Annotated in this window: 15 protein-coding genes and 1 tRNA gene; 4 read left to right on the forward strand and 12 right to left on the reverse strand. The window is 65.6% G+C overall.

Annotated elements, in window-relative coordinates; translation table 11 throughout:
- The 6 genes from AC1DXX_RS29965 to yaaA form a co-directional block, all read right to left on the reverse strand.
- On the reverse strand, positions 1-6,107 hold a 6,107-nt coding region (locus AC1DXX_RS29965; RefSeq protein ID WP_478137841.1), incomplete at its 3' end, for an amino acid adenylation domain-containing protein.
- Positions 6,104-7,504, reverse strand: a complete 1,401-nt coding sequence (locus AC1DXX_RS29970; protein WP_478137842.1) for an MFS transporter — start codon at positions 7,502-7,504, stop codon at positions 6,104-6,106. The genes AC1DXX_RS29970 and AC1DXX_RS29965, both read right to left, overlap by 4 nt.
- Before the next feature lie 795 nt (positions 7,505-8,299).
- Positions 8,300-9,175: an NADPH-dependent 7-cyano-7-deazaguanine reductase QueF gene (gene queF / locus AC1DXX_RS29975; protein WP_478137843.1), complete on the reverse strand. Its 876-nt coding sequence runs from the start codon at positions 9,173-9,175 to the stop codon at positions 8,300-8,302.
- On the reverse strand, positions 9,172-10,071 hold the full coding sequence (locus AC1DXX_RS29980) for an alpha/beta fold hydrolase (RefSeq protein ID WP_478137844.1): 900 nt from the start codon (positions 10,069-10,071) through the stop codon (positions 9,172-9,174). The genes queF and AC1DXX_RS29980 overlap by 4 nt, the downstream gene beginning before the upstream one ends.
- Before the next feature lie 16 nt (positions 10,072-10,087).
- On the reverse strand, positions 10,088-10,930 hold the full coding sequence (locus AC1DXX_RS29985; protein WP_478137845.1) for a 2OG-Fe(II) oxygenase: 843 nt from the start codon (positions 10,928-10,930) through the stop codon (positions 10,088-10,090).
- Positions 10,930-11,712, reverse strand: coding sequence for a peroxide stress protein YaaA (yaaA, locus tag AC1DXX_RS29990; RefSeq protein WP_478137846.1), 783 nt, complete (start codon positions 11,710-11,712; stop codon positions 10,930-10,932). The genes AC1DXX_RS29985 and yaaA overlap by 1 nt, the downstream gene beginning before the upstream one ends.
- Positions 11,713-11,820: 108 nt before the next feature.
- On the opposite strand from yaaA, the gene AC1DXX_RS29995 reads away from it, so the two are divergent.
- Together AC1DXX_RS29995 and galU are read left to right on the forward strand one after the other, a co-directional pair.
- Positions 11,821-14,700, forward strand: coding sequence for a valine--tRNA ligase (locus tag AC1DXX_RS29995; protein WP_478137847.1), 2,880 nt, complete (start codon positions 11,821-11,823; stop codon positions 14,698-14,700).
- Positions 14,701-14,800: 100 nt separating this feature from the next.
- The gene (galU, locus tag AC1DXX_RS30000; protein WP_478137848.1) at positions 14,801-15,691 is read left to right on the forward strand and encodes a UTP--glucose-1-phosphate uridylyltransferase GalU; all 891 of its coding nucleotides are present in this window, start codon (positions 14,801-14,803) and stop codon (positions 15,689-15,691) included.
- Positions 15,692-15,728: 37 nt separating this feature from the next.
- Here galU and AC1DXX_RS30005 read toward each other — a convergent pair whose 3' ends face one another.
- The 3 genes from AC1DXX_RS30005 to cysM form a co-directional block, all read right to left on the reverse strand.
- Positions 15,729-15,956, reverse strand: a complete 228-nt coding sequence (locus AC1DXX_RS30005; protein WP_478137849.1) for a sulfurtransferase TusA family protein — start codon at positions 15,954-15,956, stop codon at positions 15,729-15,731.
- A complete protein-coding gene (locus AC1DXX_RS30010; protein WP_478137850.1) occupies positions 15,946-16,524 on the reverse strand; it encodes an NUDIX domain-containing protein in 579 nt (192 codons plus the stop codon). Before AC1DXX_RS30010 ends, AC1DXX_RS30005 begins: the two co-directional genes overlap by 11 nt.
- 142 nt (positions 16,525-16,666) lie before the next feature.
- Positions 16,667-17,569, reverse strand: coding sequence for a cysteine synthase CysM (gene cysM, locus AC1DXX_RS30015; protein ID WP_478137851.1), 903 nt, complete (start codon positions 17,567-17,569; stop codon positions 16,667-16,669).
- A 41-nt stretch (positions 17,570-17,610) separates the two neighbouring features.
- On the opposite strand from cysM, the gene AC1DXX_RS30020 reads away from it, so the two are divergent.
- Positions 17,611-17,695: transfer RNA gene (locus AC1DXX_RS30020), tRNA-Leu, on the forward strand.
- A gap of 106 nt (positions 17,696-17,801) precedes the next feature.
- Here the strand turns inward: AC1DXX_RS30020 and AC1DXX_RS30025 are convergent.
- Together AC1DXX_RS30025 and AC1DXX_RS30030 are read right to left on the reverse strand one after the other, a co-directional pair.
- Positions 17,802-18,428 carry a hypothetical protein gene (locus tag AC1DXX_RS30025; RefSeq protein ID WP_478137852.1) on the reverse strand — a complete coding sequence of 209 codons (627 nt, stop codon included), beginning with the start codon at positions 18,426-18,428 and terminating at the stop codon, positions 17,802-17,804.
- On the reverse strand, positions 18,418-18,669 hold the full coding sequence (locus AC1DXX_RS30030) for a hypothetical protein (RefSeq protein ID WP_478137853.1): 252 nt from the start codon (positions 18,667-18,669) through the stop codon (positions 18,418-18,420). The genes AC1DXX_RS30025 and AC1DXX_RS30030 overlap by 11 nt, the downstream gene beginning before the upstream one ends.
- A 429-nt stretch (positions 18,670-19,098) precedes the next feature.
- Here AC1DXX_RS30030 and AC1DXX_RS30035 point away from each other — a divergent pair, with 429 nt between their 5' ends.
- Positions 19,099-19,314 (forward strand): hypothetical protein, encoded by a 216-nt coding sequence (locus AC1DXX_RS30035; protein WP_478137854.1) that lies wholly within the window; start codon positions 19,099-19,101, stop codon positions 19,312-19,314.
- Between the two features lie 56 nt (positions 19,315-19,370).
- Here AC1DXX_RS30035 and AC1DXX_RS30040 read toward each other — a convergent pair whose 3' ends face one another.
- Positions 19,371-19,706 carry a hypothetical protein gene (locus AC1DXX_RS30040; protein ID WP_478137855.1) on the reverse strand — a complete coding sequence of 112 codons (336 nt, stop codon included), beginning with the start codon at positions 19,704-19,706 and terminating at the stop codon, positions 19,371-19,373.
- Positions 19,707-20,367: the final 661 nt, after the last annotated feature.

The raw sequence follows: 20,367 nt of genomic DNA on the forward strand, positions 1-20,367 counted from the left end.
GTCACGATATAGGCCACCGGCACCATGTACGCCGGCAGGTGCTTGCTCAACTGCACGCGCGTTTGCGCAACATCGAGCGCAGGCGTTCCGACCAGGTACGCGACCAATCGATCCTCGCGTGCGATCACCGCCGCTTCGCGTACCCCTTCGACACGCGCCAGCTGCGCCTCGATCTCGCCCAGCTCGATCCGGTAGCCTCGAACCTTGACCTGGTCGTCGTTGCGCCCCAGGTAGTCGATGCTGCCATCGGTGCGCCAGCGGCCCAGGTCGCCAGACTTGTACATGCGCGCACCGTCGCGGCCGTCGAACGGGTCTGCCATGAAGCGCTCTTCGGTGAGTTCGGGGCGATCCAAGTAACCCCGCGCGACCTGGACTCCACCCAGGAACAACTCACCAGCAACACCCACGGGCACCGGCCTGCGTTGCGCATCGAGCACATAGATGCGGCAGTTGCCGATCGGCCGTCCGATCGGCGGCAGGTCTTCCCATTGCGCCGGTGGTCCGCTCAAGGTGTGTGCGCTGACCACATGCGTTTCGGTCGGGCCGTAGTGGTTATGCAGCCGCGCCTGCGGGTGCCGAGCAAACATGCGACGGATCGCAGGCGTGATCCTGAGCTGTTCGCCCGCGGTGATGACTTCTCGCAGCATCACCAGCGGCTCGCCGCGCTGCGACCACAGCTCACTGAGGTTGTTCAGCGCGATGTACGGCAGGAACAAGCGCTCGATAGCTTCCTCGGCCAGCCATTCGGCCAGCGCCGGAAGGTCCTGGCGCAGCGCTTCGTGCAGCAGCACGAGGGTGCCGCCRCYRCCGAGCGTGCTGAAGATCTCCTGGAAGGCGACGTCGAAGCCCAGCGCGGCGAACTGCAGGGTGCGCGCGGGTTCGGGCAACTGCTCGCGCTGCCAGGCCAGCAGGTTGACCAGGCCGCGGTGCGGCATCGCCACGCCCTTGGGCAYGCCGGTCGAGCCGGAGGTGTAGATCACATAGGCCAGGTGYGATGCCGYGAGCCCGTCGACCCGCAAATTGTCGGCGCGGGTTTGGGCCCACGGCGGTGCCGCCTCGTCCAGAAGGACCACGGCCGCATTGACTGGCGCCAAGCGTTCGACCAGCCCGCGCTGGCTCAGCACGGCCCCCGGGGCGCTGTCGCGCAGCATCTGCACCAGCCGCTCTTGCGGGTACGACGGATCGAGCGGCACGCAGGCGCCGCCGGCCTTGAGCGTGGCCAGGATCGCGATCACCATCGCCAGGCTGCGTTCGACGCAGACCGCCACGCGGTCATCCGGTCCCACCCCGAGCCTGCACAGGTGCCGAGCGAGACGATTGGCCTGCTCGTTGAGGGCCCGGTAGCTCAGCTGCGCGCCGTCCAGCTCCAGGGCGATGCGCTCCGGGTGTGCCGCCGCCTGCTGTTCGAAGGCCTCGTGCACCAGGGCCGGTGCGGCGTATTCGCGGTGGGTGTCGTTGTAGCCGTGGAGCACGCGCCTGCGTTCTTCGGCCGGCAACGCATCGAGCGCCAGCAGCGGCGTGTCCGGCGCGTCTTCCAGTGCCTGCGCCAACGTCTGCAATGCCTGCTGCATGAACCTGGCGACGTGTTCAGCTGAGACCGAGGCTTGGATTTCAGCGGTGAGCACGAAATCGCCACCCAGGTCGTCGACGTACAGGCTGAATGGGTAGTTGGTGAGATCGCGGCCGCCGAGATAGTGCATGCCCTCGGCGATCTCGCTGTCGCCGAAGCTCTCGCTGCGGCTGTGGCGGTAGTTGAGCAGCGCCGAGAACATCGGCGTGTTCGGCGCCAGGCCGCTGCAACGCCGGGCCAGCGTCAGCGAGGCATGTTCGTGGCGCAGCAGTCCGCTCAGCGCCGCGTGGGTCTCGCGCAGGCCCTGCACCGCCCCGCGTCCGCCCAGCACTATGCGCAGCGGCAGGGTGTTGATGAACATGCCCATGGCGCGATCGATGCCCGCGCCGCCCTGCATGCGGCCGAACAGCACCGTGCCGAACACCACATCGTCGCGGCCGCTGCATAGCGCCAGCACGCGAGCCCAGGCCAGATGGAACAGACTGGCCGCGCCCACACCGTGGTGCATGGCGAGCGCGCGCAACTGCGCCGACAACGTCGATGGCAGCGTCAAGCGCGCCTGCTCGATCTGCGAACCGTCGCCTTGCACGTCGAACAGGCCGAACGGCGCGGTCGGTTCGTCGACGTCGCCAAGCATCGCGCCGAAGAACGCCGCGTGCTCGGCCTCGCTCACGCCTTGGCGCGACCGCGCGACGAACTCGCGGAACGGAACCGGTGCCGGCAGCGCCTCGGCACGCCCCTGCAGCAGCGCCACCACCTCGTGCAGGACCTGCTCGGTGGTCGTGTGATCCAGGGTCAGGTGATGGTGCAGCAACTGCAGGAGCCAGCGCTGCGACACCGGATCGAACGCCGCATGGGCCTGCAGCATCGGTGCGCGACGCAGGTCCAGGCGCACCCGCCGCGCATCGGCGTGGGCCTGCAACTGCGCCTGCACATCGCCGCCGGCCGGATCGAAATGCAGCTCCCGCAGCGTCAGCTCGGCGCTGCGCCAGACCACTTGCACCGGCGCGTCCAGTCCCTCCCACTGCACGGCGGTGCGCAGGATGTCGTGGCGCGCGATCACCTGCTGCAAGGCAGCCACGAACCGGTCCAGGCGCCCACGATCGTCGAAGCGCAACAGGGCAGGCAGCACGTAGGCATCGCCCTCGCCCTGCAACAGATGGTGGAACAGGATGCCTTCCTGCAGCGGCGCCAGCGGGTAGATGTCCTGCACGTTGCGCATGCCGCCCGGAACGCTGTCGGCGATGAGGTCGATCTGCGCCTGGGTCAGTTGCACCAGCGGCAACATCTGCGGGGTAATGCGCTCGCACTGCGCGGGGATCGCATGGGCCGGCACGGGTGCCGCGCCCTGCCCGGTCTGCATCACGCGGGCTGCGAGCGCGCTCAGGGTCGGCTCGGCGAACAGATGGCGGATCTCGGCCTCCAGGCCTTCGCGCTGCATGCGCTCGACCAGTTGCACGGCAAGGATGGAGTGACCGCCGAGCTCGAAGAAGTTGTCGTGGCGACCGACCCGCTCGACGCCGAGCACTTCCGCCCACAGCCGCGCCAACGCTTGTTCGATTTCACCTTGCGCCGGTTCATGGTCGCGCTGGCGCAAGGCGCGAAGGTCCGGCGCCGGCAGGGCCTTGCGATCGAGCTTGCCGTTGGCCGTCAACGGCAACGCGTCCAGCACGACATAGGCGGCCGGGACCATGTAGTCCGGCAAGCGTTCGCGCAAGGCGGCACGCGCAGCAGACGGATCGAACGCGGCCTTGGCAACGAGATAAGCCACGAGGCGCGTGTCGCCCGGCGTGTCCTCGCGTGCGATGGCGACCGCGTCGTCGACGCCATCGAGCCGGGTCAGCTGCGCCTCGATCTCGCCCAGCTCGATGCGGAAGCCGCGGATCTTGACCTGGTGGTCGTTGCGGCCAAGGTACGCCAGGCTGCCGTCGGCGAGATAGCGGCCCAGGTCACCAGTTCGGTAGAGGCGCGCGCCCGGCACGCCGCTGAACGGGTCGGGCACGAAGCGCTGCGCGTCCAGCTCGGGCCGGCGCAGATAGCCACGCGCGACGCCAGCGCCGCCGACGTACATCTCGCCCGTGCAGCCGATGGGCAGTGGCCGTCCTTGCGGATCGAGCACGTACACGCTCAGGTCGGGGATGCGCACGCCGATCGGGCTCGCCCCGGCGCGCTCGGCGTCGGCAGGCTCCAGCGCGCGGTAAGTGACGTGCACGGTGGTTTCGGTGATGCCGTACATGTTGACCAGGCGCGTGCGCAGGTTGCGCGCTTGCGCATACCAGGGCGCGAGCGTTGCCGTTTCCAGTGCCTCGCCACCGAGGACGACGTAGCGCAACGGCAGTTCTTCTGTCGGACTGGCCTCGCAGGCGGCGGCGAACTGTCGGAACGCGCTCGGGGTCTGGTTGAGCACGGTCACGCCCTGCTCGCACACCAGGCGATGGAACTGCGCCGGTGCGCGGCTGACCGCGTGCGGAACCACGACCAGGCGCCCGCCGTGGATCAGTGCACCCCACAACTCCCATACCGAAAAATCGAAAGCAAAGGAATGGAACAAGGTCCACACGTCGTCGCGGCCGAACGCGAACCATGCCTGGGTCGCGCCGAACAGGCGGCTGACCTGGGCGTGTTCGACCATCACGCCCTTGGGCAGTCCGGTCGAGCCCGAGGTGTAGATCACGTAGGCCAGGTGCGACGGTGCGAGCCCCTCGACTTGCGGGTTGTCGGCACAGGCTTCGGCCCACGGCGCCTGCTCCCAGGGCAGGTCCAGGCGCACGCGTCTGCATGAAGTCGGCGGTTGCAGGCGATCGAACAGGGCACGGTCAGCGAGCAACGCCACCGGCGCGCTGCCGCGCAGCATGTGGGCCAGGCGTTCGTCCGGATACACCGGGTCCAGAGGCACGTAGGCGCCGCCGGCCTTGAGCGTGGCCAGGATCGCCACCACCAGGTCGAGCCCGCGCTCCAGGCCGATCGCGACCAGGTCGTCCGGTCCGACGCCAAGCCCTCGCAGGTGATGCGCCAGCTGGTTGGCGCGCCGGTTGAGTTCGCCGTAGCTCAGCTGTTGGTCTTCGAACTGCACCGCGACGGCATCGGGGTGGCGCTCGGCCTGGCGCTCGAACAGCGCGTGGATCAACGACGGTGCGCCGGCGCCGGTGTCGCGCTGCGGCCGGTTGAAGCCGTGCACGACCTGTTCGCGCTCGGCCTCGTCCATCAGCGGCAGGTCGCGCACGGGCGTGTCCACCGCGCCGATTGCCGTCCGGGCCAGGACTTGCAGCCGCCGCAGATGCGCAGTCATCTCCTGCGCAGAGAAGAGCGCCGGGTCGTGGTTGAACTCGATGCGCACCGGCCGCTCGTGTTCGTAGTCGCGCACGTACACCGCGAGCGGCTGGCGCTCGTAGCCGTTGTGCAGCGGGAACACCGAGGTGCGGATGCCTTCGAACCCCAGGTCGCCCTGGAAGGTCTCCATCGACAGCGACAGATCGAACAGGCCGCGGCGGTCGCCCACCCCGGCCAGCAGTTCGCGGTGCATGTCGGCCAGGGGATAGCGCTGGTGGCGGTAGCACTGCTTCACTTCGGCAGCGACGCGGCGCAGCGTCTGCGCGAAAGTCTCCTCCGGATCAACCGCGATGCCGACCGGGATCGCGCCCGAGAACATGCCGGGCGTGCGCCGTTGCGCCGCGCTGGTGCGGTTGTGCACCGGCATGCCGATCACCACCTCGTCCTCGCGCCCGCTCAGGCGCGCGAAGTACACCGCCAGCAACGCCGCCAGGAAATGCGTGCTCGACGCGCCCTGCGCCGCGGCCACTTCGGTCAGGCGGTCATGGTCGGCACGGTCCAGGTGCCAGACGGCTTGCTCGAACTTGCGATCGAAGCGGCCGCGCCGGGCGTGCGTGTCCTCGAACAGCGGTGCGGCCAGGCGCGCATGGCGCTGCAGCCAGAATGCGCGATCGCTGGCGTAGCGCGCAGAGGCCTGGTATTCGGCATCCTTGCGGATGAAGTCCGCGTAGCCGGCGTCCTGATGACCGTCGCCATCTTGCGCGTCGAGCGCCGGTTCGTTGCGCCCGAGCCGGTTGTAGGCGTCGACCACGGCGTTGCCGATCAGCGAGATCGACCAGCCGTCTGCGACCAGGTGATGGAAGCACAGCAGCCAGTAGCCGCGCCCGGGCGTAACCTGCAGCCATTGCATGCGCCACAGCCGCTGGCCGTACAAATCGAACGGGGTCAGGAACGCGGCGCGCAGATGCGCCCAGGCGCTCGCCTCCGGGTCGGCTTCGTCCGTGAAATCGAAGCGCTGCAACGGTGCATCCACGGCATCGGCGAAACGTTGCGCAACCCCGCCGGCGCTGCGCTCGAGCACGATGCGCAGCGCCTGATGGCGCTCGGCGACCGAGCGGATCGCCGCTTCCAGGCGATCGGGGTCGCTGGTCCCGTCGAAGCGTGTCGCTACGCCGATGTTGTAGCAAGGCAGGTCCGGCGCCAGGGACTGGTCCAGCCAGACCGCTTGCTGGGGCGAGCTCAAGGAATGGAGGACTTGGCTGCTCATGATTCGCCGCCGTCCGGCACCAGCGCTTCCAGGCGACGCAGGCGCCGGTGGGCGAGCGCGAGAACGGTCAGCGCCAGGCCGACCGCGCCGCTCACGAAAAACAGAAAGCCGATGCCGCGGCCCGGCCCCGTGCCGAACCAGGCACCGACCGTGGCGCCGAGCGCGCCGCCCGGGCGCAGCGCCGGCTCCAGCACCGCGTCGGCGAGCCAGCCGCCGGCCAGCAGCACCATGCACATCACCAACATGTTGGACGCGGTGATCAAGGCGAACACGCTGCCCTGCCGGCCCATCGGCGCCTTGCGCATCCACAGCGCATGCGAACAGGCGACCGAGGTGCTGCCGCAGAACAGGCAGACGAACGCCGCCGCGCACCACCAGGCCGGCGTGGTCGCGCAACCGGCGACCAGCACCGCCGCGCACTGCAACGCGTCGCAGGCCAGGATCCATTGCATCAGTCCGCGCCGGATCCAGGCGGTGGCGACCAGGATCGAACCGAGCAGGCCACCGACGATGCCGACCGACATCACCAGGCCCAGCACGTCGCTGGAATGCGTGGACAGCACCATCGGCGTCAGCAAGGTCGTCGCCAGGACCAGCAGGCACTGCACCAGTGCGCCGTAGCCCAGCAACGCGCCCATCAACGGCTGCTCGCGCAGGTACGCCAGCGCACCGGAAAGGCTGGCCCCCGCGCCGCCCCACAGCGACGGACGGACGGACGGATCGCCACCAGCGCGCGGCCCGCCGCGCACGTCTTCGCCGGCCCGGGTCAGTGCCGCGAACACCAGTGCGGCACCGGCCAACAAGAGACACAGTTGCGTCGCCATCACCCCCTGCAGGCCCATCCGCGCCACCAGGAAGCCGGCCGCGGCGGGCGCGCCGACCTGCACCAGCGCGCGCGAAATGCCGGTCAGTCCACCGACCTGGGCGAAGCGGTCCTTGGGCACGAAGCGGCTGACCGCCACCCGGATCGCCGGACGCCGCAGCGCACCGACCGCCGCCGCGACCGCGGCATAGGCGTACAGCGCGCCGATGCCGAGTCGACCGGACAGCAAGGCCAGCACGATCGCGAATGTGCCGGCGATGGCGGCGACATCGCACGACAACACCACCCAGCGCCGGTCGTGGCGATCGGCCAATGTGCCGGCGAACGGCGTGGCCAGCATCGCCGCCAGCGCGGCGGCCAGCACCGAGAACGAATAGTCCTGCGCGGAGCCGGTGCGGGAGAAGATCCACACGCCTGCGGCGAAGCTGACCAGGGTGGTGCCCAGATCGAAAGCGGTCTCGCTCAGCCACAACAACGCAAACGTCGATCGCGTGCGCAACGGCGTGGATTGCAATGGGGTGACCGGTTTGTCGGCAGTCGAAGTCGCAGCGGCTTCCACGGTCACTTCCTGCATAGCGTGCGGTCTCTGAATTCCCGCGTTCAACGAAGCGCGGGGCCGACTAATACAAATGATTCAGTGTTTGAATTATTCGATGCGGGCACGACAAGAAGCATCGAAATGGAGTTACCCATCGAATTAAGAAGATTCGTTCTGTTTCGGCTGATTGCGGCGATACGCACCGCACGGCCTCGGCCACTGGCATGAATAACGCAGTGTTTATGTTTAAATTTGATGGCGCAGACGCAAAGAAAGCCTCGGGAATAACGCCACCCAGCAAATTTCGAAGATTCGTTCTGTTTCAATTCATTGTGGCAATGCAACCGCATCGCACTGACAGAGGAAACTCAGTCTAATTCGAAATGAAATCCCGGATCCTTGCTACGTGTTTAGATGACAACGAGCCATCGGTATTCGGGTATGGCCGAACTCGGCATATCCGTCGAGGTCGTCCACAATAAACGACGCAATGTTTTAATTTGTTGATGCGAACACGTGAAAATTCCGGAATGGAGCCGCCCAATTTAAGAAGATTTGTTCTATTTTTATTTATTGTGACGACGCGATTGCGTCACAGTTTTAACAAGACGTATTGCGCAACGACCGGGAAGGCGAAGTCCATCGAAAGTGCAAACACCGGGTCTTTGCCGCGCGTCGACGCGGCCGCGCGGAATGCGTCGTTACGCAGGTGTGGTGGATTGCGTCGCTTTGGCAGCAGACGGCGTGAGATGAGCGCTCACGGTGCCGGGGGCTCGCCCCCCGGGCGATGGATGCGATGCCGCGCGTTTCGCGATGCGAGCGGCTGCCGGGCTATTGCCGCGCCGTTCGCACATTCGCTGGCAGCGCCTGCGGCCAGCTCGTGCGGAACGGATTGATGTCGAGCCCGCCGCGCCGCGTGTAGCGCGCATACACCGCGAGCTTGGTCGGTTTGCAGCGGTTCCAGATGTCCGTGAACATGCGCTCCGCACACGGCTCGTGAAACTCGTTGTGGTTGCGAAAGCTCACGATGTACGCGAGCAGCCCGGCCTGGTCGATGGGCGGGCCGCTGTAGCGGATCTGCACGCTGCCCCAGTCGGGCTGACCGGTGACGAGACAGTTGCTCTTGAGCAGGCGGCTGGTGAGCGTTTCGTTGACCGGCACCTGCGTGGTGTCGCTGGTCAGCAGTTCGGGTGCGGGCTGGTAGTGCGTGCACTCGATGTCGAGCCGGTCGAGGTCGAGGCCGTCGATCTCGTGCACCGGCTCGCGGTCGAACAGGTCGGGCGTGAGCAGCTTCACGCCGATGCCGGCCGACTGGTCGCTGCCGCGCCAGGCGGCTTCGGCGAGGTCGGTGCGCAGGTGCTCGCGCACGGCATCGATGCTCGCGAAGGTGCTGTTGTTGAAGCTGTTGAGATACAGCTTGAACGACTTGCTTTCGATGATGTTGGGCGTTTCACAGGGAATGGTGAAGTGCGCGATGGCGAGCTGCGGCTTGCCGCGCGGGTTGAGCCAGCTCACTTCGAAGGCGGTCCAGAGGTCGGCGCCGAAGAAGGGCAAGGCGCCGGCCTTGATGCCCATGGCTTCGCGCTGCGTGGCGCGCGCAATGGGGAACAGCAGCGACGGGTCGTACTTGTCGGCGTAGGCCGAGGCGCGGCCCAGTTGCGATTGCTCGGGGGTGTTCGGGTTGTCGGGATGGTTGTCGAGGCTCATGGCTTGTCCTTGGCGCTCGCAGCGTGCGCGAACGGGGCGATGTGGTTGGCGAGGATGGTGCAGACCTCGGGCGGCAGGTCGTGGCCCATGCCGGGAACGGAAATGAAGATCGAACCCGGAATCCGCTGGGCCGAATCCTTGCCGCAGGCGATGGGCACGAGGGCGTCGTCTTCGCCGTGCAGCACCAGCGTCGGGCACTGGATGCGCGGCAGCACCTTGGGGCGATCGGCATCGGCGCCGATGGCGAGCATCTGCCGCATCAGGCCGGCCGGGTGGTAGGCGCGGCGCATGCTGAAGGTGAGGCGCTCGGCCAGTTCTTCGTCGGACTGCGGATAGGCCGGGCTCTGGATCAGCCGCAGCAGCTTGATGCTGTGCGCCACGAGCTCGGCCTCGCTCTTGCCCAGGGGCCTTCGCATGAGCATGGCGGTCACTTCGCGGCGCGGACCGGGCAAGCCGCGCGCGCCGCTCGAACTCATGATGCTCACGAGGCTGGCCGTGCGCTGCGGTGCGCTGACAGCGATGCGCTGCGCGATCATGCCGCCCATCGACGCGCCGACGATGTGCGCTTTCTCGATGCCCAGCGCATCGAGCACGCCGATCGAATCGTGCGTCATGTCCTGCAAGGTGTACGCCGAGCGCACCTTCAGGCGGAGCCGGTGGCGAATGGTCTCCCAGACGATGTTGCCGACGCCGGCATGGTCGAAGCCCTGGCTCAGGCCGATGTCGCGGTTGTCGTGGCGCACCACGCGAAAGCCCGCGTCCACCAGTTGCTGCACGAAGCCGGTCGGCCATGCGATCAGCTGCATGCCCAGGCCCATGATGAGCAGGATGACAGGACGCCCCTCGCCTCCGGTGTCGTCGACTTCGATCTGCAGCCCGTTGGCGGTGACTTTCATCGGTTCCTTGTTGCTGCTACTTGAATTCGCGCTCGCGCAGCCACTTGGTGGCGACCCATTTCTCGCCCGCCAGCACTGGCGCGCCGCCGTGCAGGGTGCGGGTGACGGGGTCGGGGCGGTCGTAGCTGAAGAAGACGCCGGTGCCGCGCACGGGGGCCACTTCGAGCCCGACGTCGGGAAAGGTGGTGGCACCGCCCTGCTCCGGCTCCTGCAGGTACATCACGAGCGTGGCGACGCGCTGGCCGCCGCGCTTGAGGATGGTGGGCGTGCCGGGCTCGTTGGGGTCGAAGTAGTCGTAGTGCGGACGGTACTGGGCACCGGGCGCATAGCGCAGGATCTGCAGGCCCTCGCCGAACTCCAGCGGCCAGCGCAGCAGCGTGGCCAGGCGCTGCTCCAGCCGCGCGACGATCTCGTTCTCGCCGCGCTCGAAGAACATGCCGTCGCTGGTGCGGTCGACGTTGAGCACTTCGCCGCCGGTGCGGGTCTCGACGGTGAGCGAGCGCGCGAGCCGCACCCGCGCCGCGGCGATCAGCCCTTCGCATTCCTCGACCGACAGCAGGTTGCCGAAGACGACGACGCGCGGATGCCGCATGGTGTGCAGCACCTGCACCCGGCGGTCGCCCGTGTCGAGGTACAGCGGCGCGCCGTCGAGATCCGGACCGGGCATCTCGGTGCGAACCGGTGCCAGTGCCACCTCGACATTGGGGAAGCCGGCCTCGAGCTGGGCCAGCGCCACATCGGTGGCCGAATCGTGCCAGCCGGCCGCGCGCATCGATGCGCGCAGCGCGGGCACCGAATGACCGGCCGCCAGCTGGGCAACCAGCCATTCGCGCAGCTCCGGACTGATCGGTTGGGACATCAGACTTTCCTCCTGAACACCAGCCTTTCGGCTGTGGACACCTCTGCGTCGAAACCATAACCCTCGAGGTCGAACTTTTCCAGCGCCTTGGGCGTGGCCGCCTTGTGCAGCACGGCCCAGCGCGCCAGCAGGCCGCGGGCGCGTTTGGCGAAGAAGCTCACGATCTTGTACCTGTCGCCCTTCCACTCCTGGAACACGCATTCGACCACGCGGGCCTTGAGCACCTTCCGGTCGACCGACTTGAAGTATTCCTGCGAAGCGACGTTGACGACCACCGGCGTGCGGTCGGCCGCGAGGCGCTCGTTCAAGTGCTCGGCGATGCGCGAGCCCCAGAACGCGTACAGGTCCTTGCCGTGGCGGTTGGCGAGCTGCGTGCCCATTTCGAGCCGGTAGGGCTGCAGGCGGTCGAGCGGCCGCAGGAGGCCGTAGAGGCCGCTGAGGATGCAGACATGGTCCTGTGCCCAGGCGAGTTGCGCGGGCGTCAGGGTGCGGGCATCCAGGCCGCCGTAGACGTCGCCGTCGAAGGCGAAGGCCGCCTGGCGGGCGTTTTTCTCGGTGCTCTTGGAGGACCAGGCCTCGTAGCGCGCCACGTTGAGGGCGGAAAGCTTGTCCGACAGATGCATCAGTTCGGAGATCTCGAGAGGCGACTTCTCGCGCAGCAGCTTGATCAGCTCGACCGAGGGGCCGCGGGGGGCTTCGAAATGGGGTTGGGTGGCGGGGACTTCAGGAGGAACCGGGGTGTCGTAGTCGAGCGACTTTGCAGGGGAAAGCAGGAAGAGCATCCCGGAATTATGAGTGGCGGCTGTGTCGCCAAGCCGCGCCGGTAAAATCGCCGGCTATCCCACCCTGTCCCCCACGGCTCCCCCTAAAGGCGCCGTTCTGCATTTCCCATGAGCGAACCCACCACCCCTCCCGCCCAGCCTGGTCTGGACAGCCTGTCCAAATCGTTCGAACCCGCCGCCATCGAGGCGCACTGGGGCCCGGAATGGGAAAAGCGCGGCTATGCCAAGGCCGGCTTCCGCGGCACGCAGCAACCCAAGGAAGGCGCGGACTCCTTCGCGATCCAGCTGCCGCCCCCCAACGTGACGGGCACGCTGCACATGGGCCATGCGTTCAACCAGACGATCATGGACAGCCTCACGCGCTACCACCGCATGAAGGGCGACAACACGCTGTGGCTGCCGGGCACCGACCATGCCGGCATAGCGACGCAGATCGTGGTGGAGCGCCAGTTGCAGGAGCAGAAGATCGGCCGCCACGACCTGGGCCGCAAGAACTTCGTGGCGCGCGTGTGGGAATGGAAGGAGAAGTCGGGCAACACCATCACCGAGCAGATGCGCCGCATGGGCGACACGGTCGACTGGAGCCGCGAATACTTCACGATGGACGACGACCTCTCGCAGGTCGTGACGCAGACCTTCGTGAAGCTGTACGAAGAAGGCCTGATCTACCGCGGCAAGCGCCTGGGCAACTGGGACCCGGTGCTCAAGACCTCGGTGAGCGACCTCGAGGTCGAGAGCGAAGAGGAAGACGGCTCGCTCTGGCACATCGCCTACCCGCTGGAAGACGGCAGCGGCACGCTGACCGTGGCCACCACCCGACCCGAAACCATGCTCGGCGACACCGCCGTGATGGTCCACCCCGAGGACGAGCGCTACAAACATCTGATCGGCCAGCACGTGAAGCTGCCGCTGGTGGACAAGCTGATCCCGATCATTGCCGACGACTACGTCGACAAGGAATTCGGCACCGGCGTGGTCAAGGTCACGCCTGCGCACGACTACAACGACTACGCGGTCGGCCAGCGCCACAAGCTCGAGATGATCGGCGTGCTCACGCTCGACGCGACCATCAACGACAACGCGCCCGAGAAGTACCGCGGCCTGGACCGCTTCGTGGCGCGCAAGGCCATCGTGGCCGACCTCGAAGCGCTCGGCCTGCTGGTCGAGGTGAAGAAGCACAAGCTGATGGTGCCGCGCTGCGCGCGCTCGGGCGCCATCGTCGAGCCGATGCTCACCGACCAGTGGTACGTGGCGATGACGCGCCCCGGCGCGGACGGCCAGTCGATCGCACAGAAGGCGATCGACGTGGTGAAGTCGGGCGAGGTGCGCTTCGTGCCCGAGAACTGGGTCAACACCTACAACCACTGGATGGAGAACATCCAGGACTGGACCATCTCGCGCCAGCTCTGGTGGGGCCACCAGATTCCGGCCTGGTACGACGATGAAGGCAACGTGTACGTGGCCGAGAACGAGGCCGACGCGCAAGCCAAGGCCCCAGGCAAGAAGCTCAGGCGCGACGAGGACGTGCTCGACACCTGGTATTCCGCAGCGCTGGTGCCCTTCTCTTCGCTGGGCTGGCCGGAGAAGACGCAGGACCTCGAGCTGTACCTGCCCTCGACCGTGCTCGTGACGGGCTACGACATCATCTTCTTCTGGGTCGCCCGGATGATCATGATGACCAAGCACTTCACCGGCAAGGTGCCGTTCAAGGACGTGTACATCCACGGCCTGGTGCGCGATGCGCAAGGCAAGAAGATGAGCAAGTCGGAAGGCAACGTGCTCGACCCGGTGGACCTGATCGACGGCATCCAGCTGCCCGAACTGCTCGACAAGCGCACGCAAGGCCTGCGCAAGCCCGAGACGGCGCCTGCCGTTCGCAAGAACACGCAGAAGGAATTTCCGGACGGCATTCCGGCTTTCGGCGCCGATGCGCTGCGCTTCACCTTCGCCTCGCTGGCTTCGCTGGGCCGCAGCATCAATTTCGATTCGAAACGTTGTGAGGGCTATCGCAACTTCTGCAACAAGCTGTGGAACGCCACGCGCTTCGTGCTGATGAACTGCGAAGGCCAGGACTGCGGCCTCCAGGAACACACGAAGGAAGAATGCAAGGTGGGCGGTCCGGCCCACGGCTACCTGAAGTTCAGCCGTGCAGACTACTGGATCGTTTCGCAGCTGCAGCGCGTCGAGGCCGACGTGGCCAGGGGCTTCGAGGAGTACCGGCTCGACAACGTCGCGAATGCGGTCTACCAGTTCGCCTGGGACGAGTTCTGCGACTGGTACCTCGAGATTGCCAAGGTGCAGATCCAGACCGGCGACGATGCGCAGAAGCGCGCCACGCGCCGCACGCTGATCCGCACGCTCGAAACGCTGCTGCGCCTGGCGCATCCGGTGATTCCGTTCATCACGGAAGAGCTGTGGCAAAAAGTTTCCAAGGTCGCTGGCCGCGAAGGCGAGTCGATCATGGTCGCGGCCTATCCGAAGAGCCAGCCGGAGAAGATCGATGAAGCGGCCGAGGCGCATGTCGCACGTCTGAAGGCGCTGGTCGATGCATGCCGCACGCTGCGCGGCGAGATGAACGTGTCGCCGGCGGTGCGTCTGCCGCTTTATGCGGTGGCCGACGACGCCGAAGGCGCGGCCTTCTTGCGTGAATCGGCGCCCGTGCTGCAGGCGCTGGCCAAACTCAAGGAAGTGAAGGTCTTCGACGACGAAGCGTCGTGGTCGGCCGCGGCCGAGGCGGCGCCCGTCGCGGTGGTGGGTGCGGCACGCCTGTGCCTGCACATGGAGATCGACAAGGCCGCCGAGAAGCTTCGCATCGGCAAGGAAATCGCGCGCATCGAAGGCGAGATCGCCAAGGTCCACGCAAAGCTTGGTAACGAAGCGTTCGTCGCCAAGGCTCCTGCGGCGGTGATCGAGCAAGAACGTAAACGTCTGGCTGACTTCAGCGCCACGTTGGAGCGTCTTCGCGACCAACTTGTACGCCTCGGCTGACAGACGCAGGGCATCGAAGGCGTTTAGGATTTCAGGAGCGGCTTCGCGCCGTTCCGCATCCGGAATTTCCCTCACTTTCAAGAAAGACGCTGAACTGCCCATGTCCACTTCCTCGACACGCATCCGCAAGGCCGTATTTCCTGTTGCAGGCTTTGGTACACGCTTCCTGCCGGCCACCAAGGCGCAACCCAAGGAAATGCTGCCGGTGGTCGACAAGCCGCTGATCCAGTACGCCGTCGAAGAAGCCTATGCCGCGGGCATCCGCGACATGATTTTTGTGACCGGCCGCAACAAGCGTGCGATCGAAGATCACTACGACACCGCCTACGAACTCGAAAGCCAGCTCGAAGCCAGCGGCAAGGACGCGTTGCTCAAGATCGCGCGTTCGGTGATGCCCGACGACATGACCTGCTCGTACGTGCGCCAGCCGCGCATGCTGGGTCTCGGCCATGCGGTGCTCTGCGCAGAACACCTGGTCGGCAACGAGCCCTTTGCCGTTCTTCTGGCCGACGACCTGATGGTCGGCCCCGATGGCGGCGAGCCGGTGCTCGCGCAGATGACCGCCGCATTCGCCCGCCTGGGCGCCTCGTTGCTGGCCGTGCAGGAAGTGCCGCTCGAACACGTCAAGCGCTACGGCATCGTGGCCGGAGAGACGGTCGAGGACGGTCTGGTGAAGGTCCATCGCATGGTCGAGAAGCCGAAGCCCGAAGAGGCGCCCTCGCGCCTTGGCGTGGCGGGCCGCTACATCCTCACGCCGGGCGTGTTCGATGAAATTCGCAACCAGCCCAAGGGCGCGGGCGGCGAGATCCAGTTGACCGACGGCATTGCGGCACTGATGAAGAAGGAATCGGTCTACGCCTATTCCTACAAGGGCATCCGCTACGACTGCGGCAGCAAGGAAGGTTTCCTGCAGGCCACGGTGGAACTGGCGCTGGCCCATCCTGAAGTGGGCAGCGAGTTCCGCGAGTACCTCAAGAGCCTGAAGCTCTGAGGGACGGGGGCAACAAGCCCCCTTTTTTTGGCTCTCGCTAGCGCCGCTTCAGCACATGAATGAAGTCGCTGCCGACCGTCTGCTGCTCCATCAGCTCGTTGCCGGTCTGGCGCGCAAAGGCCTGAAAGTCGCGCACCGACCCCGGGTCGGTCGACACCACCCTGAGCAGTTGCCCGCTCGCCATGTCGTTGAGCGACTTCTTTGCCTTGAGGATGGGCAGCGGGCAGTTCAGCCCGCGCGTGTCGATTTCGCGGTCAACTTCCATGCTTCGGCTCCTCGGGCGGCAGATTGAGCCCGCGGCGGCGGTCTTCGTTCTCGGCCGTGGTGAAGAACACGGGCTCATGGCCCCGGGTGCGCAGCCAGTCGGCCAATGCATAGCCGGTGCCCGCGGGCCAGCACTTGAGATCCGGCAGGTCGTAGAGGCGGTAGTCCACCAGCTCGGGCGAGAGCTTCACCTCGCCATCGGCCACCACGTGGTAGGCGATGATGATCTGGTTCATGCGCTGGAAGTCGTAGACACCAACGAGCTTCGTCGCGCCGACTTCCAGGTTGGTTTCTTCCTTGACCTCGCGCGCGATGCCGCCTTCGGGCGTTTCGCCGGCCTCCATGAAGCCGGTGATCAGCGCATACATCTTGACCGGCCAGGCCGCATTGCGCGCCAGCAGCACCTGGCCGCGGTACTCGACGATGGCTGCGAGCACGGGCGTGGGGTTGTTCCAGTGCGTGTGGCCGCAGTTCGGGCAGCGCAGGCGCTCCTTGGGACCGCCGTCTTCCATCAACGCGATCCATTCGAGCGGCGTGGCGCAGACCTGGCAAAACTTGGGATGGGACATCGGAGTTCTCAGCGTTGTCGTTCTTGAATCGTCGCCTCTTCCAGAAACATCGCAGAACCGGCTTTGCCGGGCTGCAGATGTTGCCCCCGGAGAGGGTGGGCGAAGCGACACGAAGTGCGCATAGCCTGGGGGCGGTCCTGTTTCAGGCGGGGAATACGCCAGTCGAAAGATAACGGTCGCCGCGGTCGCACACCACGAAGACGATGGTGGCGTTCTCGACCGTCTTGGCGACTTCGAGCGCCACCCACAGTGCGCCGGCCGCGGAAATGCCGCCGAAGATGCCTTCTTCGCGCGCGAGGCGCCGGCACATCTCCTCGGCGTTGTCCTGGCTCACGCTGATTTCTTCGTCGACCCGGCTCGGGTCGTAGATCTTGGGCAGGTATTCGGTGGGCCACTTGCGGATGCCCGGAATGCGCGAGCCCTCGGCCGGCTGCGCGCCGATGATGCGCACGGCAGGGTTCTTTTCCTTCAGGAAGCGCGAGACGCCGGTGATGGTGCCGGTGGTGCCCATGGCACTCACGAAATGCGTGATCTTGCCCTTGGTGTCGGCCCAGATCTCGGGGCCGGTGGTCTCGTAGTGGATGCGCGGGTTGTCGGGGTTGGCGAACTGGTCGAGCACCCGGCCCTTGCCCTGCACCACCATCTGCTCGGCGAGGTCGCGCGCGTACTCCATGCCGCCGCTCTTGGGCGTGAGCACCAGCTCGGCGCCGAAGGCCTTCATGGTCTGGGCGCGCTCCACGGAGAGGTCCTCCGGCATGATCAGTACCATGCGGTAGCCCTTGATGGCTGCGGCCATCGCGAGTGCGATGCCGGTGTTGCCCGAGGTGGCTTCGATCAGCGTGTCGCCGGGCTTGATCTCGCCGCGCTCCTCGGCGCGCTTGATCATCGAGAGGGCCGGCCGGTCTTTCACCGAGCCCGCGGGATTGTTGCCTTCGAGCTTGCCGAGGATCACGTTGCCGCGCTTGGCATTTTCGGCCGCGTCGATGCGTTGCAGAGCGACCAGGGGGGTCTTGCCGATGGCGTCTTCGATCGTCGGATAATTCATGGCAGCCACTGTGCCATAATTTTGGGCTTCCTTCCGGATGTGCCCGGGTGGTGAAATTGGTAGACGCAGGGGACTCAAAATCCCCCACCGAAAGGTGTGCCGGTTCGATTCCGGCCCCGGGCACCACGTATTTATGCGCACTCCACAAGTAGCGCGCACTAACGTGAAGCAACATGTTCCGCGAGGCATTCCGCTTTCGCGCATGGGCCTCTGCTGAGAGGCGCTGGTGGCGTCAGTCGCAGATGGGCCGGAAGTAGCCCTTGATCCGAGCCTTTTCGCGCACAGCGATTTGAATGTGACTGCGATCGTCGAACCCTGAGCCAGGGAAGGCCGGACCACCTTCGCTAAATGCAGCTCGGACCGTATCGTAGGAAGGCAGCGCCTTCTCCGCGGTCTTCCTTGACTCGTGAAGCGCTTCGATCACGGCACGATCCAGGCTGCGAAAGAAGCCGTTCCCAGTGTTCTTTGGCAACTCTGCCCCAGCCTTCTCGAAGGCCTTCACCAAGATCTGATGCGCGACTTTCACTTCCTCGATGCTCACGCGAGAGGTCAAATTGAGGCAGTGCCCGAGTTCAATCACAGCACCAACGACAAACGGCTTCTTGATCTTTCCTTTCGAGAGCCTCGGATTGTCCTTGGCGGCGACAGCCCACTCGATCGCCCGCAGCGGATCATTTTCCCAGAAATAGATGCCTTCCCCGAGCCAGTCGTACTTGTTAACGCTGGTCGCGAGATGGGGTAGCTTGCCGCTCAGCACATCCTCGCCCACGGACTCGTCGCAGCCATGAAAGCCCAGCACCATGCTAGGCAGGCGCTGATAGTTGCTGTAGTCGGGAAATGGCGGCTGCTCAGCCGCCATAAACCTTCGTCAAACGCCCCGTTGGGGTGACGATGCCAGCGCGATGGAGAAAATCCAGAGCGTCAGCCTTGGACTTTGTGACCTTCTTCTCGAGGTGCTCGACCGACTTTTTCATTTCGGGATCGGCCAAAGTCACTGGGCGGCCTGTCTTCGCCACCACCCGCACCCAGCCGGCACCCTGATCCGAAGCACGGCTACCGCGTGCTGGCGCACTGCGATTTTGAGCGATTGGCTTGGTCATCTTGATTCCGGAGAGGTTGCGACGCACTTTTCGGTGCATCGAAATTAATGCTGGAATTTTGCCACTTTACTGGTTGGTTTTACAGTAGTAATGTTTTCGCGAGCGCCCAAACTAGCGGCGTCAGTTTCGTTCCGCTACTTTCGACGTCTTGTTTTGCGCAGTAGTTGGCGCCGTTTTCAGTCACGAACTACCGCAAAACGCTCCAGATTCCCCTCTTGACAGCCGATTTGGCGTCTTTCGAGCCTGTGCTTACATTTCGGGACCCCGAGAACTTCAGCAAGAATCCGACCTCCATGCGGTGCGCCACGCGATTCAGTCAGGTCTGAGACTCGCTCTCGCACGCGCGACGTGAGAGCATCTGCCCAAGCCGTCCATCAAGTACGGGGGAACCGGGCGCCCGATCCTGCTCAGCACGAGGAGACCAAAACCATGAAGACAACATTGCTCGCCATCCTGCTCGCAGCCGCCGCCGGCAACTCCAACGCAGGCTCCCTGGCCATGCCGGGCAGCCTGAGCGCCAGCCCTGCCGGCGCTGCGTCATCAGCCCCAATCTTCGAAGCGGCAAGCCGATCTGGTAGCCGGCGCGTCGGTGGAAGCGGACGCAGTGGCAAGGGCAGCCACTACGTGGGCCGCCGCCGCAGGTAGACCACCAGAACCCCGGCGTCACTGCAGCGCGACTTCGGTGCCGTTGTCGGCCACCATCACGCCGGGCGTGCTTCGGAGATCTCGCTGGGTACGCCCATATGCTTGAGCTCGCTTCTGGTCTCAGCATTGGCGTGGCCTCTCCGCCTGGGATTCGTCGTATTCGGCGCGCCGTCGCGGCCGACGCTACCCGCCGAACCGCTACTGGCGAACCGTCGAAAGATGTGGGAACGGCAATCGCTGGTTGCCCTCATGTGCAGAAAACCTGACGCCATGACGCCCAGATGGTCGACTGGAATGCCGGCAGCTCGGAGTGCTGTTAGTTCTGCATCGGGGGTAATCTCGAATGGCAGCTTCAAGGTCACCGTCGCTTTGTGATTAGTGGCTTTGCCCATCGATGTTCCCCTCGGCATTTTTGGGGCGCCAGTAAATCCCAACGTTTCGCCGCGCGCAATACAGCTTTTGCAGGAGGTCGCCGCGGCAAAGAGAGCGCCTGAAGGGGCCGCCACTTTGGTCACCCCCTCACGTCGCGCCGAAACTGGCGGCACGTTCCGCCGTCGCGCTTAAAAGTGAGCCCGTCCAAGGAACCATCAGTTCAATGATTCCTTGCAGGGGGCACAGTTCGCGACCTCCCGCTATCTGCGGGGTACTCGGCTGCCTTACCGGTCAGGGCTCGGTTGCGTCGGCATACCCCTCGCAGATGGTGCCGGCGGCACCGCGTTCATCAGCGATGCGCGCCAGTTCTCCCGCTCGAGCGTCAGCCGGGCCGCCCACAACGACGGGTACTCCCCACGGTGCTCCTGCACATCCTCAATGCGCATTCACGGACTTCGGACGAGAACTTGTTCGACTTGTTCATGGCTTCATCTTCTCAAGAGTTAAAGCCTCCTCAGAATCCGGGGCGATTCACACGATCCGTCCGCCCCGCACATGTGTCAACCGCAGTGCGCAAGACAAGCCACTCGCGCCGTCAGCACGATGCGTTCTAACTGGAACAGAATCCCCGGTCGTTAACATTGATAAACTTCCCTTTCTTCAAAACGAGGTGGGCAGCAT

The organism is Variovorax sp. P4_B10 (assembly GCF_056402375.1).